13 protein-coding genes and 1 pseudogene are annotated in these 13501 nt (G+C 69.8%); 8 read left to right on the top strand and 6 right to left on the bottom strand.

The genetic code is table 11. The features are described 5' to 3' along the window. Positions 1-262: 262 nt before the first annotated feature. Positions 263-1954, bottom strand: coding sequence for an ABC transporter family substrate-binding protein (locus OHU74_RS37345; protein WP_371619938.1), 1692 nt, complete (start codon positions 1952-1954; stop codon positions 263-265). 266 nt (positions 1955-2220) lie between these two features. On the opposite strand from OHU74_RS37345, the gene OHU74_RS37350 reads away from it, so the two are divergent. From OHU74_RS37350 to OHU74_RS37360, 3 genes are read left to right on the top strand one after another with little or no spacing between them, the layout of a single operon-like run. Continuing rightward, on the top strand, positions 2221-3204 hold the full coding sequence (locus OHU74_RS37350; RefSeq protein ID WP_330294257.1) for an ABC transporter permease: 984 nt from the start codon (positions 2221-2223) through the stop codon (positions 3202-3204). A gap of 31 nt (positions 3205-3235) precedes the next feature. Beyond that, positions 3236-4174 (top strand): ABC transporter permease, encoded by a 939-nt coding sequence (locus OHU74_RS37355; RefSeq protein ID WP_371619939.1) that lies wholly within the window; start codon positions 3236-3238, stop codon positions 4172-4174. Further along, positions 4171-6225 carry a dipeptide ABC transporter ATP-binding protein gene (locus OHU74_RS37360; protein WP_371619940.1) on the top strand — a complete coding sequence of 685 codons (2055 nt, stop codon included), beginning with the start codon at positions 4171-4173 and terminating at the stop codon, positions 6223-6225. Before OHU74_RS37355 ends, OHU74_RS37360 begins: the two co-directional genes overlap by 4 nt. A gap of 84 nt (positions 6226-6309) precedes the next feature. Here OHU74_RS37360 and OHU74_RS37365 read toward each other — a convergent pair whose 3' ends face one another. Both OHU74_RS37365 and OHU74_RS37370 read right to left on the bottom strand, forming a co-directional pair. Further along, on the bottom strand, positions 6310-6552 hold the full coding sequence (locus tag OHU74_RS37365) for a hypothetical protein (protein WP_371619941.1): 243 nt from the start codon (positions 6550-6552) through the stop codon (positions 6310-6312). Between the two features lie 233 nt (positions 6553-6785). Further along, positions 6786-7373 (bottom strand): TetR family transcriptional regulator, encoded by a 588-nt coding sequence (locus tag OHU74_RS37370; RefSeq protein ID WP_330294252.1) that lies wholly within the window; start codon positions 7371-7373, stop codon positions 6786-6788. 112 nt (positions 7374-7485) lie between these two features. Between OHU74_RS37370 and OHU74_RS37375 the strand changes: the two genes are divergently transcribed. Then, positions 7486-8469, top strand: coding sequence for an aldo/keto reductase (locus OHU74_RS37375; protein ID WP_371619942.1), 984 nt, complete (start codon positions 7486-7488; stop codon positions 8467-8469). Between the two features lie 599 nt (positions 8470-9068). Here OHU74_RS37375 and OHU74_RS37380 read toward each other — a convergent pair. Continuing rightward, on the bottom strand, positions 9069-9623 hold the full coding sequence (locus OHU74_RS37380) for an N-acetyltransferase family protein (RefSeq protein ID WP_371619943.1): 555 nt from the start codon (positions 9621-9623) through the stop codon (positions 9069-9071). Between the two features lie 8 nt (positions 9624-9631). Then, entirely contained in the window at positions 9632-10183 is a 552-nt protein-coding gene (locus tag OHU74_RS37385; protein WP_371619944.1) for a hypothetical protein, read from the bottom strand. Between the two features lie 75 nt (positions 10184-10258). On the opposite strand from OHU74_RS37385, the gene OHU74_RS37390 reads away from it, so the two are divergent. The 4 genes and pseudogenes from OHU74_RS37390 to OHU74_RS37405 all read left to right on the top strand — a co-directional run bounded on the left by OHU74_RS37390 (position 10259) and on the right by OHU74_RS37405 (position 13213). Beyond that, positions 10259-10714 (top strand): hypothetical protein, encoded by a 456-nt coding sequence (locus tag OHU74_RS37390; protein ID WP_371619949.1) that lies wholly within the window; start codon positions 10259-10261, stop codon positions 10712-10714. Positions 10715-11132: 418 nt separating this feature from the next. Continuing rightward, positions 11133-11399 (top strand): hypothetical protein, encoded by a 267-nt coding sequence (locus OHU74_RS37395; RefSeq protein ID WP_371619945.1) that lies wholly within the window; start codon positions 11133-11135, stop codon positions 11397-11399. Next, positions 11396-11593, top strand: coding sequence for a hypothetical protein (locus OHU74_RS37400; protein WP_371619946.1), 198 nt, complete (start codon positions 11396-11398; stop codon positions 11591-11593). The genes OHU74_RS37395 and OHU74_RS37400 overlap by 4 nt, the downstream gene beginning before the upstream one ends. Before the next feature lie 463 nt (positions 11594-12056). Next, positions 12057-13213, top strand: a pseudogene (locus tag OHU74_RS37405) (IS30 family transposase). 7 nt (positions 13214-13220) lie between these two features. Here the strand turns inward: OHU74_RS37405 and OHU74_RS37410 are convergent. Next, positions 13221-13501: hypothetical protein (locus OHU74_RS37410; RefSeq protein ID WP_371619947.1), on the bottom strand; the 281-nt coding region annotated here is incomplete at its 5' end.

Below are 13501 nucleotides of genomic sequence, written 5' to 3' on the forward strand. Positions count from 1 at the left end.
CAGGCGGGCTGACAGATGGCGCTGGACGTCCGAACCAGGTCGATGTGCAGACGGGTAGCAAGAGCGGGCAGCAGACGGTGCGCATGGTGTGGTGTTCGCGCTCGGCGTGGGCGCGGTGGATCAGCCGGGAGGCCCGGATATTGTCCTGGCCGGCCGTCGGCGTAGCCGTCTGGTCCAGCACGCTGTGCATCGCTGGGCATCGGCCGGGACACCCGGCCGGACATCCGGTGGGATGACCGGTCGGGTGTCCCGGCCCGGCGGTTCAGTTCTGCCAGCCCACCTTCGTGTAGTCGACGTCCGCAAGGCCGGCCGCGCCGTAGTTGGCGAGGCCCTTGCGGTTCGCCGTGACCTCCGGGCGCTGGTACAGCTCGATGGAGTGGCCCAGCTTGAAGATCTCGGCGTCGGCCTCGTTGTAGAGCTTCAACGCCTCGGCGCGGTCCGTGGTCTGGCCGGCCTTCTTCAGCAGCTCGTCGATCCGCGGGCTGCCGACCGAACCGAAGTTCTGGAAGAGGTTGTCGCCCTGCGGCTGCTGGAAGACCGGGATGAGCTTCGAGGTGTAGGCCTCGTCGACGTTGCGGAAGCTGACGAGGTCGAAGTTCCCGGTGTTCACGAACTTGCCGAAGTAGTCGTTCGCCGGGACCTTCTTGATCTCGACCTTCACGCCGACGGCGCTCAACTGCTGCTGCACCAACTGGGCCTGGTCCTCCTGAGAGGAGGAACCGCCCGCGCTGAGGGTGTAGTCCAGGGTCAGCTCCTTGCCGTCCTTGGTCCGCGGCTTGCCCTGGCCCGCGTCCTTCCAGCCGGCCTCTTCGAGGAGCTTGTTCGCCTTCGCCGGGTCGTAGGCGTCGAACTCGCTGGAGTTGTCCTTGTAGCCCGCCTGGTTCGGCATGAAGAAGTGGTTGTTCAGCGGCTTCAGTTCGAAGGACAGGTCCTTGGCGAAGCTGGCGTTGATGCCCTTGCGATCGATGGCCGCCTGGAGCGCGTTGCGCACCTTGACGTCCTGGAGCGGGCCGCGCCCGGCGTTGAGGGTGATGTGGACCTCGTCCCAGCGGGCGCCGCGCCGGATGTCCGTCGCGGGGTCCTTGACCAGCCGCTTGTAGTCCTCCGGCAGCAGCGCGGGCGCCTCGTCCAGCTCCTTGTTGAGGAAGGCCTCGGTGCGCGCCGAGCGGTCCAGGACGCGGTAGACGAGCGAGTCCAGCTTGGGTTTGTCACCCCACCACTGCGGGTCGGGAACCAGCGTGATGGTCTGCGCGGTCTTGTCGTAGGTGCCGATCTTGAAGGCGCCCGAGGTGACCGGCGCCTTCTCCGCCCAGCCCTTGTTGAACTTCTCGGGGGTGTCGGTGTACGCGGCCGGGTACAGCGGGTCGAAGAGCCGCGGCCAGTCGGCGTACGGCGTGTTGAACGTGACCTTCACCCCGTGCTCGTCGGCGCCCTGCTCGACCTTCGCGATCTGGTCGTAGCCGGAGGTGTCGGCCGCCTCGTACGCCTTGTCGGAGCCGTTCTGCGCTTTCCACTGCGCCTCGAAGTCCTTCCAGCTCAAGGGCGTTCCGTCGGACCAGTGCGCCTTCGGGTTGAGCTGGTACTCCACCACTTGCGGGCTGGTCGAGACGACCTTCGCCGAGGCCAGGAAGGCCGGGTTCGGCTGGCCTACCCCCTTCGCGTCCGCGTAGAAGAGGTGCGGGAGCACGGTCCTGGCGATCTCCGAGCCGTCGCCCTGCTGTCCGTCCACCTGGTTGACGTTGTACTGGGTGATCCACTGGTCGATCGCGATCCTGAGCGAGCCGCCCTGTTTGAGGGAGCTCACCGGCTGTGCGTTGATGTTCTGCCCGTCGACCGCCGGCGCCTCCTCCTTCTTCGCCGATGCGCCGTCGTCCGCGCCGGAGGAGTCGCAGGCCGACACCAACAAGGTGGCCGACAGGACTGCGGCTGCGGCGATGACCGTGGTTCTGCGCATCGGGACACTTCCTCCGGTTGTGGGGCGGCCTGAGCGGGACCGCGGCAGGGCCGACCGTAGGAGATCTTGCGCTCCTGGGGGAGGCCTGCTGGAATCTCGCTATGTTTTCTTAGCATGTCCGCAACAAATAGCGGTCAAGCTGTGTGAACAAGCCGACGAAAACGCCAGGTTGACCTGCCGCGGCCGTGATCCCCGAACCACCTCCGGGTGTCGCGTTCTCCTGACGATCCCCTGTGGATCACGAGCACTTGCGGAGGTTCACACCCGTGGCCGCCTACCTGGCCAAGCGGCTCGGCTACTACGCCGTGCTGCTGCTGGCCGCCGTCTGTCTCTCGTACCTGCTCGCCTCTTACGCGCTCGACCCGCGGGCGTACTACGAGGGCCGCCAACCCCCGTTGTCGCCCGCCTCGGTGGACCACCACCTCACCGCGCTCGGCGTCAACGACCACACCCCGCTCGTCTCCCGCTTCTCCGCCTGGGCCGGGCGCGCCCTTCGCGGCGATCTCGGACAGACCATCGACGGGACCCCGGTGGGCGCAGAGTTCGGACGGCGGATCGGTGTCAGTCTGCGGCTGCTGCTCCTCGGCACGATCGCCGGGACCGTGATCGGAGTGCTCGCTGGGGCCTGGACCGCGGTGCGCCAATACCGTTTCTCCGACCGGGCAATGACGCTCGCCTCCTTCGTGCTGCTTTCGACTCCCGTCTTTCTCCTGGCTGTTCTGCTGAAGATCGGCGCGATCTGGATCAACACGAAGACCGGTGCCGACGTCATCCAGTTCACCGGCGAGAAGAGCCCCGGCGTCGAGACCGGCTTCTGGGCGGTGTTCAAGGACCGGGGCGTCCACCTGCTGCTGCCCACCATCTCCATCGGGCTCGGCGTGATCGCCGGCTACAGCCGCTACCAGCGCTCCACCATGCTGGACGTGCTCGGATCGGACTACCTGCGCACCGCCGCAGCCAAGGGCCTGAGCCGCCGGACGGTGCTGCTCAAACACGGCCTGCGGACCGCCCTGATTCCCATGTCGACGTACTTCAGTTACGGATTCCTGGCCCTGTTCACCGGCGCCACCTTCACCGAGACGATCTTCGGCTGGCACGGGATGGGCGAATGGTTCATCTCCTCCATCGGCAAGAACGACGTCAACTCGGTCGTCGCCGTCAACGTGTTCGCCGCCGTGACGGTGCTCCTGTCCGGCTTCCTCGCGGATGTACTGCACGCCGCGCTCGACCCGCGCATCCGCAACGCCTGACCCACACGCCTGATCCAGGAGAACACCGACCATGACCGCCGCCATCGAGAGCAGCGTCCCGGGCGCGCCGGGCATCGCCCGTCCCGCCGGGCGCACCACCGTCGTACTGCGCCGCTTCCTGCGCAACCGCAGCGCGCTGGTAGGCGCCGCCGTCCTCATCCTGCTCTTCCTGCTCGCCTTCGCCGGACCGCTCGTCAGCCCGTGGGACTACAGCCACATCGACTACACCGCGCTGCGATCCGCGCCCGGCGCCGACCACTGGTGGGGCACCAACCGGATCGGTCAGGACGTCTTCGCGCAGACCGTCCGCGGGCTCCAGAAGTCCCTGGTCATCGGGCTGCTGGTGGCGCTGTTCTCGACGGTTCTCGCCTCACTGGTCGGCGCCTGCGCCGGGTACTTCGGCGGCTGGCCGGACCGGCTGCTGATGTTCTTCGTCGACCTGCTGCTCGTCTTCCCGTCGTTCCTGATCATCGCGATCGTCTCACCGCGGCTGCGCAACGGCGGTTGGTTCGCCTTCGTCGGGCTGCTCGCCGTGTTCGGCTGGATGATCACCGCGCGGGTGGTCCGGTCGATGACGCTGTCGCTCAAGGAACGGGAGTTCGTGAAGGCGGCCGTGTACATGGGCGTGGGACCGCTGCGGATCATCTGGCGGCACATCCTGCCCAACATCGCCTCGTTCCTCATCATCGACGCGACGATCGCCGTCGGCGGCGCGGTGATGAGCGAGACCGCGCTCTCGTACTTCGGGTTCGGTGTGCAGGCGCCGGACGTCTCGCTCGGCACGCTCATCGCGAGCACCACGGGGGCGGCGGTCACCTACCCCTGGATGTTCTTCTTCGCCGCCGGGCTGCTGATCGTGTTCGTCCTCGCGGTGAACCTGGTGGGGGACGGACTGCGGGACGCCCTCGACCCCACGTCGACGCGGTCCCCCAAGCCCACCCGCGTCGGATCGAAGGGAGTCGGCCGATGACCGCGACCCGCGCAGTGCTGTCCGTCAGGGACCTGGAGGTCGACTTCGACGGGATCCCCGCAGTGCGCGGGGTCAGCTTCTCGCTCGCCCGCGGTGAAGTCCTCGGCCTGGTCGGGGAGTCGGGGTCGGGTAAGTCGGCGACCGCGCTCGCGATGCTGGGTCTGCTGCCGGCCAACGCCGCCGTACGCGGCTCGGTGCGGCTCGGCCGGACCGAGCTGGTCGGTGCTTCGGACACAGCGCTGACGGCGGTGCGCGGGCAGCGCATCGGGATGGTGTTCCAGGACCCGCTGTCCGCCTTCACCCCGGTGTACCGGATCGGGGACCAGATCGCGGAGGCCGTACGCGCCCACCAGGACGTCTCGCGGGACCGGGCACGGGCGCGGGCCGTGGAACTCCTCGACCTGGTCGGCATCCCCGAACCCGACCTGCGCGCCCAGGCGTTCCCGCACGAGTTCTCAGGCGGAATGCGGCAACGCGCCATGATCGCGATGGCCATGGCCAACGACCCGGACGTGCTGCTCGCAGACGAGCCGACGACGGCCCTGGACGTCACCATCCAGGCCCAGATCCTCGACGTGCTGCGCACGGCACAGCGGGAGACAGGGGCGGCACTGGTCCTGGTCAGCCACGACCTCGGAGTCATCGCGGGAACGGCGGACCGGGTCGCCGTGATGTACGCGGGGCGCATCGTCGAGACGGGGACGGCCTCCGAGGTCTTCGGACACCCAGCGATGCCCTACACGATGGGGCTGATCGGGGCGGTACCCCGGCTCGACGGGGGTGACGACGCGCTCGTCCCCATCCCCGGCTCGCCGCCCGCGGCCGGGCAGACGGGTCCGGGATGCGCTTTCGCGCCGCGCTGCCCGATGGCGCAGGAACGCTGCACGCAGGCCGTCCCGGCGCTGCGGCCGTCGGTGCGGGACGCTGGAGATCACCTCGCCGCTTGCGTCCGTGCCGGTGAGATCGTTGAGAAGGGGCTCGGGGTACTCGACGTCTACCCCGTGCCCGAGATTCCCCGGGCACCCGAGCGCACCACAGGGGAAACGGTGCTCGCGGTGACCGGGCTCGTCAAGACGTTCCCCGTACTCAAGGGGACGGTCTTCAAGCGGCGGGTCGGGACGGTGCACGCCGTGGACGGGGTCGACCTCGCCATCCGCGCCGGGGAGACCCTCGCGCTGGTGGGGGAGTCGGGGTCGGGGAAGTCCACCACCCTCTTCGAACTTCTCCACCTCGCCAGGCCCGAGGGCGGTGACATCGAGCTGTTCGGAAAGGCCACGGCCACGCTGACCAAGGCCGGGCGACGGGAACTGCGCAGCCAGGTGCAGATCGTCTTCCAGGACCCGATGGCCAGCCTCGACCCCCGCATGCCGGTCGGCGACATCATCGCCGAACCGCTCCGCGCGCAGGGGGCCGACCGGGCGAGCGCCGCCCGGCGGGTCCCGGAGCTGCTCGACCAGGTCGGGCTCGACCGGTCCGCGGCCCAACGCTTCCCGCACGAGTTCTCCGGCGGGCAGCGCCAGCGCATCGGGATCGCCAGGGCGCTCTCCGTGCGGCCGAAGCTGCTCGTGCTCGACGAACCCGTCTCCGCGCTCGACGTCTCCGTCCAGGCAGGGGTCCTGAACCTGCTGCGCCGACTCAAGTCCGAGCTGGGGCTCGCGTACCTCTTCGTCTCGCACGACCTGTCCGTCGTACGGCACATCGCCGACCGGGTCAGCGTCGTCTACCTCGGTCGGACGGTCGAGGCCGGTGCCGTCCGGGACGTCTTCGAGAGGCCCCGCCACCCGTACACCCAGGCACTCCTGTCCGCCGTACCGCTGCCCGACCCGGAACGCGAGCGCGAACGGCAGCGCGGCCGGATCCTGCTGGCGGGCGACCCGCCGAGCCCCACCCGGCGCTACGAGGGCTGCCGGTTCAGGGGCCGCTGCCCCGTGTACGCGCGACTGGACCCGGATCAGCGCGAGCGCTGCGAGACGCAGGCCCCGGAGCCGACCGCCCACGCGGCCGACCACGTGGCCTCGTGCCACTTCCCGACGGTGCGGGAGGTGCTCTGAGCGGAGGTGGTCCGGTCCCTCAGGTCCGGCACGGCCAGCGCTGTGCCGTTGCGCCGGCGCAGGCGCTCGTGTTCAGGCCGCCGGTCATGGCGAGGCCGAGGCAGCCGCCGCCGGCCGGACCTTGAGGGGGCGGCGGCGGAGCACTTTGCGGGACACCACGTTGCCGAGGAGTTGTGCCGACTGTACGAGTGCGATGAGCACGAGCACCGCCACCACCATCACCGAGGTGTCGAAGCGCAGGTGGCCGTAGGTCGTCGCCAGGGTGCCGGCACCTCCTCCGCCGACCGTACCGGCCACTGCCGAGAAGTCGATCAGCGCGATGAGCATGAAGGCCAGGCCGAGGACCAGCGGGCCGAGCGCTTCGGGGAGGGGCGATTCCCCGTTCCGTCCGGGTGAGCAGGCGCCAGTCGGAGAACCGGGACAGGTCGGCGACGATCCGCAGTTCGCGCCCGCCCAGCGCGGCCGTGACCGCAGGCAGGTCGCCCACGACGCCGAACTGCGCCTGGCCTCCGAGTACGTGTTCAGGGCGTCCCGGCCGGTGCCCAAAGACCCTTGCAGTACTAGCCCGCGGCCCGCGAGGGCCGGATCAGGCGGCGAACGGATTCGACCACCGTCTCGCGGTGGCGGGCCAGGCGCGCCGGGGACCAGACGGCGCCCGGGCCGCCCGCGGCCGCGGCGCCCACCGCGCCCGTCCACGCCTGCGCGAGGCCCAGTACGAGCGTGAGCAGGTCCTCGGGATCCAGCTCCGGGTCGATCCCTCCCGCGCGCTGAGCCTGCTCCACCGCCGCGATCTTGCCCCGGTAGGACTCCGCCTCGGCGTCGGTGGTGCCCGGCCGCTCCAACTGCTTCCACTGGACCAGCCGCATCAGGTCCGGCCGCTCGACCAGGTGGTCGAAGATGGCGCCCGCGTAGCCGGGCAGGTCGCGGGCGTCGAAGGGGACGGACTCCGAGCCCGTCTCCAGGGCCTGCTGGAGCACGGCGTCGAAGAGCTGTTCCTTGTTGCCGTAGTAGACGTAGATGAGCCGCTTGTTCGCCTGGGCGGCCTCCGCGATGCGATCGACCCGCGCCCCGGCGATGCCGTACGCGGCGAATTCGGAGAACGCCGCGTCGAGCAGCCGTGCCTTCGTTGCGCTGGAATCCCGTGCCATGGCAGGCAGCCTAGCAAGTAACTATCTAGTTATTGACATCTGCCGCACCCCTCCTGCAGACTCGAACTATCCGGTTAGTTACTTACTGACCCCACACCCCACGGAGGGCATCATGGAGATCCGCGCACTGGGCGGACAGGGACTGAAGGTCGGCGCCGAGGGCCTCGGCCTCATGGGCATGAGCGCCCATTACGGAGCCACCGACGAGACCGAGTCCCTCGCCACCATCGACCGCGCCCTCGAGCTGGGCGTGACCCTGCTCGACACCGCCGAGGGCTACGGCCCCTTCCTCAACGAGCAGCTCCTCGGCAAGGCCCTCGCCGGCCGCCGCGACGCCGCGGTTATCGCTACGAAGACCGGCGTCGAGTTCACCGACGAGGGCGCCTTCCGCGGCCACAACGCCACCCCCGAGTACATCCGCCACTCCGCAGACCGCTCCCTGCGCCACCTCGGCACCGACCATATCGACCTCTACTACCTCCACCGCGTCGACCCGAACGTGCCGGTCGAGGAGAGCATCGGTGCCATGGCCGAGCTGGTCTCCGCCGGCAAGGTCGGTCACATCGGCATCTGCGAGGCCGCCGCGAGCACCATCGCCCGCGCCCACGCCGTCCACCCGCTGGCCGCCGTACAGACCGAGTACAGCCTCTTCGAGCGCGGCATCGAGCACGACGGCGTCCTCGACACCCTTCGCGAACTGGGCATCGGGCTCGTCGCCTACTCCCCGCTCGGCCGCGGCTTCCTCTCCGGCGCCATCACCACCCCGGACGACTTCGCCGCCGACGACTTCCGCCGCACCGACCCCCGTTTCCAGGGCGAGAACTTCGACCGCAACCTGGCGGTCGTCGACCGGGTCCGCCACCTCGCCGCCGAGAAGGGGGTCACCCCCTCGCAGCTTGCGCTCGCCTGGACCCTGAGCAGGGGCGCGGTGCCGATCCCCGGCACCAAGCGCCGCCGCTACCTGGAGGAGAACGTCGCCGCGACCTCGGTCACCCTCACCGAAGCCGACCTGGCCTCCATCGACGCCGTCGCACCGCATGGCGTGGTCTCGGGAGACCGGTACGCGCCCGAGCTCATGACGTCACTGAACGGCTGACCCGCCGCCGCATCGCGTGGGCCCCGACGGGGCCGGGCGCATCCGGGTCGATGACGGGGGCGACGGGGTGGTGGCGTCGGGCGCGGGATCCCTCTTCTGCGCTGACGAACACGGCCGCCGTGGAGAGGCCCGCCTGCACCGTAGCGCGACACGGACTGCCTATGGACCGCTTTCACCCGCGTGAGTGGCCACCACGCATGACCTGCCTGACCTTGCAGAAGTCCCTGCCGAATAGGAGCCAACGCCATCCAACGCAGTCCAACCCGCAGCTCCCAGCAGTAGTCGACCAGCGTTGACGCATCGCGTCGCGGAACGCCCCCTCACCACAGACCACCACCCCCGGCAGCCGCCGGGGGCTTCGTGTTTCCTGGAGGAGAACGCCGTGCCCACGTACGAGGCCCTGCCGCGCTTCACCAACGACCTGGACCGCCTCACCCCGCAACAGCGCCATCGGTTCACACAGGTTGTAACCGGATCATTCGTCCCGGACCTGCGCGCCGGCCGCTTTCGGCCTGGTTTGAGGATCAAGGGCGTCCGCTGCGCTCCCGGTGTCACGAGCTGACGTGGGCGGGCAATGGGTGCCGCTGGTGGGGGCAGTCCTAGGCGGAGACGTCCTGGTTCCGCAGGGGTTTGATCATGGACCGGTACACGGGTGCGCCGTCCCAGGGTTGTGTGAGGCCCACCAGCTGGTAGCCCAGGCGTTCGTACCAGGTGGCGGCGGGCGCTTCGGGGCGGACGGTGAGGGTGACCCGTTCGGCGGTCACCCCGTCCAGGAGGGCGTTGTGCAGGGCGTGGCCGACGCCATGGCCGCGCTGGTCGGCGAGCACGGCGAGTTCCATCACGACGAAGGTGCGGTGTCCGTCTTCGCGGGTGAACTCGTCCGGCGGGTCGGTGTCGAGGAACCCGGTCCACCATCCGGTGTTGGATGCGAGGGGTAGCCCGTACGCGAATCCGGCGAGCCGGCCTGCGTCGAGGGCGAGGACCAGCCTGAATCCTGGGGTTTTGTGCTCGCGCTGGTAGCGCTCCAGGAAGTCGGCGACGTCGCGGGGGCCCTCCAGGTACGGGGGTTCGGCGAACACAGCTTCGTAGACGGGGGCGAGGTCGTCGAGCTTTCGTCCGGCGGCGGTGGTGTCGGTGACGGTGGTGTACTCCACGGGGTTCCTCATCGGGTGGGGCGGATGCGGTCGAGCTCGCGGCGGGCGGCGGCGAGTCCTTCCCTGGCCCGTCCGGAGGACACTTCGGTGAGGAGGGCTTCGCCCTGTTCGATGTGGTGGGCTGCTTCGTCGGCTTCTCCCGAGCGGGCCAGCGCCCCGGCGAGTCCCGCACGCTGCAGTGCCTCGTTGCGGGCGTAGGTGGATTCATGCCGCTCCAGGGAGCGGCGCAGCCATGACACGGCGGCGCGGTGGTGTCCGGCCGCTGTGAACAGTTCGGCCTGCGCGGAGGCCAGTTCGGCGGGACCGTGGAACAGGGTCCAGTCCGGCGCGGGCCGTGACCCGCGGTCCTTCTCGTACAGGCGGGCCGCGCGGGCCAGGGCCGAGCGGGCCGAGGCGGAGTCGCCCAGCATCGCCAGCGCGCGTGCCTCCCGCGTGGCGAGGATGGACAGCAGCGAGGGCGGCGCCCAGGGTGTGGCGAGGTCGGCGGCTTGCCGGGCGTGGTCGAGTGCGGGCCGGGGCTGCTGCTCGCGCAGCTCCAGCAGGGCCATGGAGGCGAGCACCAGGACGCCGAGGGAGTCGTCACGTAGTTCGGCCGCCGTATCGCGGGCCTGCGTCCAGTAGGTACGGGCCCGGTGGTGGTCGCCCGCGTCGAAGGCGAGCCATCCGACGTGCTCGGCGGTCTCGCCGCAGATGAGGCGCAGCCGGCGGCCGATCGTCTCGGGGTAGGACCCGGTGTCGATCAGGCGCCGCACCCGGGAGAGGTGGGCGGCGGCGAGCGGGCCGACGGTGGCGCCGCCGAACCGGTCGTCGAGCCCGTACAAGCTGGCCAGGCCGCGGCGGAGATCGGTCACGGCGTCCGTGCCGATGCGGGGCGCGTCGTAGGCGGTGGCCGGCGCTGTCCCGATCCCGGCCACGCCGAGGGCGACGCCGCCCGCGGCGGCCAGCACGGTTCGGCGGTTCATGGGGTCGGTCCTTTCACGCAGCTCGGGGATGGGGTCCAGCACGGATACGGGGGCGGTGAGCGGGTTGCGGCGGTGTTCCGGGACCTGGAACCCGGCCTGCTCCAGTGGCACGCCCAGCATCGCTTCTAAGACCCGCTGCCGGCCCGGATGCGGACAGGGCGGGTTCGGTGCCCGCCACCGGCGCACCTGCCGGTCGGTGACCTCCTCGCGTTCCCCGATCCGCGATGCGACGGCCGCGTACACGCGGATCAGCTGCGCGGTGCTGCGCCACCCGAACCCGTCGACCAGGTCCGCGAACACCGTTGGCTCCTCCGCCGGTTCGGACATGGCGCCCCCTCGTCTCGCGAGATGTCCTCCTTCTCGCACGGTAGAGGCAGACGCCCCGGACTTTCAGGCGTACGCAGGCGGAAAAGTCCGCCAGAAAGTCCGGCACAGCCCACGCCCCGAGGGTCCCGTGACCGGTTGACTACCCACAGCACCCCCCAGGGGGTGCGTCCCGGCCTAGCAACGGGGCGCACCCCCACCCCGGCGGGCAGGAGGCACGGACGTGACCAGGGACCAGACGAACGTGTGCGTGCGGGAGGACGACCACCACCGTCTGTTGGGACGGGAGGTCATCCACCCCGCCACGCAGCGCACCGGCACCGTCGCCACCGTCTACGTCCGCACGTCCAAGCTGACCGGCCGCACCATCAGCCGCACCGCGCACATGCGCCCGCTGGACAGCTCCGGAAGGGAATGGACCGCCGACCCCGCCGCACTGACGCCGCTGCGCGCGCTCGCCCCGGACATGCCGGCAGGAGCCCGCCGGTGACCGGGCAACGGGCGTGGGTCGGCGACCACGTCAAAGACGCCAACGGACACGGAGTCATCGTCACCGACGTACGAGGCGGCACCACGTGGGTGCTGCGCCCCGTCTACGGCGGGACGTCCAGCCAGTGGGAGACCGACGATCCCGACGCCCTGACCGTGCTCCGGCGCCGGGCCGACCGGATCACCGACCCCTGAGCCCGCCCTGCGGACGGGGCGTTGCCGACACCCTTCTTCGACGGGTCGGCTCTTCCCTCCTGCGCGAGGCGTACGTACGACATCGGCCGGCACCCCGCCCGGCCGGACTCGCACCACCAACACGAGGAGAACCACGATGTCCAACAACAGTGGAAGCGGCGGAAGCAGTGGCGGAAGCGGAGGCGGAGGCGGGGGGAGTCACGGCGGTGGATCCGCGCCGATCTCCACCCCGCCCCCGCCGCCTCCGTCCAACCCCGACACCTCCACCCCCTCCGGTGGCGGGAAGCACCGGTAACCCATGACCGTCACCGCGCACCAGGAGCGCCCCAGCCGTACTCTTGAGTTCTAGTGGTCGTTGCAACACCCCAGTTCAAGGGGTGCGATGGACTTCGAGGTCCGCAAGAACAGGAAGCCGCAGGGGGCCAGGAAGCTGACCCGGGAACGGGTCGCATACTTCCAGCTCATGGAACAGGGCTACACCACATTGGAAGCGGCCCGGATCGTCGGGATCAATCCGCGGACCGGCAAGCGGTGGCGCAACGGACACCACACGCCGAGCGGCGGGCGGAAGGCGGTTCCTCCGATCTACCAAGATCAGGAGGAACCGCCTTCCGCGCCGTCCCGGTACCTGTCCGAGAGCGATCGCATCCACATAGCCGACCGGCTCAGGGAGCGGGCCGCGATCCGGAAGATCGCGGCCGAGCTGGGCCGAAGCCCTTCTACAGTGAGCCGGGAAATACGGCGCAACCGCACCGTCCTGGCGGACGGGCGCTGGTACTACCGCCCACACGCCGCCCAGCGCCGTGCCAATGCGCGTCGGCCCAGGCCCAAGCCCGGCAAGATCGGCCAGAATCCGGAGCTGAGGGACTTCATCCAACGTCACCTCACCCTCCGGTGGAGTCCCGAGCAAATCTGTCACGCTCTGCGCGTCCACTTCCCCCACAGGCCGCAGATGCACGTCGCGCACGAGACCGTCTACCAGTCCCTCTACGTCCTGGACCGTGGAGAACTGAGCCGAGAGCTCACCAGGGCACTGCGGACCGGACGCAGGCTCCGCAAGCCTCACCGCCTCGCCCACAAGCGCGTGAATCGCCCCGTGAGGGACATGACGATGATCCGCGACCGTCCGGCTGAAGCGACCGACCGCACCGTCCCAGGCCACTGGGAGGGCGACCTCATCGTCGGCAAGGATGGCAAATCCGCCATCGGCACCCTGGTCGAACGCTCCACCCGCTACTTGATGCTCCTACACCTCCCCAACGGTCACACCGCCATGGCCACCCGCAACGCCCTCACCACGGCCGTTGCGAACCTCCCACGTCACCTCTGGCGGTCCCTGACCTGGGATCAGGGCTCGGAGATGGCCGGCCATCGGGCATTCACTTTGGCCACGGACATCCGGTCTACTTCTGCGACCCGGCCAGCCCCTGGCAGCGGGGGTCGAACGAGAACACGAACGGACTGCTGCGGCAGTACTTCCCCAAGGGCACTAACCTGGCGGTCCACACCCTCGAAGACCTGGCCGCCGTCGCCGCCGAACTCAACAGTCGCCCACGAAAGACGCTCGGATGGGAAACCCCTACTGCACGTCTGCGCGAGCTGACAGCTCCCCTGAGGTGATCTTCGCCTACCTCGGATCGTCGCTTTCCCACGGATAGACAAACTGGCCGGGCTGGAGGCCCCATGCGCCGATCACGGTGTTCAGCTCAGGCTCGTCCGGGGCGTCGGCGGACTTGATGAGGGCTGCGTCGAGGTCGTAGTCGAAGCCATCCATATGCTCGGGGTTGTACTCCCAATGCTCCAGCCGGAAGCTACGTTCAGCGTCGCTGCGACCCCACCCCTCGTCCCGAGCCTGGACGTCAGGCTCGCTCTGCTGGGGGCGGACGTCCACGAATGCGCGGTTATCCG

It is taken from the genome of Streptomyces sp. NBC_00454, assembly GCF_041434015.1.
Taxonomy (GTDB): Bacteria; Actinomycetota; Actinomycetes; order Streptomycetales; family Streptomycetaceae; genus Streptomyces.

Coding starts and splice junctions, on each gene's coding strand:
- OHU74_RS37365 (WP_371619941.1), bottom strand. CDS start 6,552: ATGCTCATCGCGCTGATCGACTTCTCGGCAGTGGCCGGTACGGTCGGC.
- OHU74_RS37345 (WP_371619938.1), bottom strand. CDS start 1,954: ATGCGCAGAACCACGGTCATCGCCGCAGCCGCAGTCCTGTCGGCCACC.
- OHU74_RS37360 (WP_371619940.1), top strand. CDS start 4,171: ATGACCGCGACCCGCGCAGTGCTGTCCGTCAGGGACCTGGAGGTCGAC.
- OHU74_RS37370 (WP_330294252.1), bottom strand. CDS start 7,373: ATGGCACGGGATTCCAGCGCAACGAAGGCACGGCTGCTCGACGCGGCG.
- OHU74_RS37375 (WP_371619942.1), top strand. CDS start 7,486: ATGGAGATCCGCGCACTGGGCGGACAGGGACTGAAGGTCGGCGCCGAG.
- OHU74_RS37355 (WP_371619939.1), top strand. CDS start 3,236: ATGACCGCCGCCATCGAGAGCAGCGTCCCGGGCGCGCCGGGCATCGCC.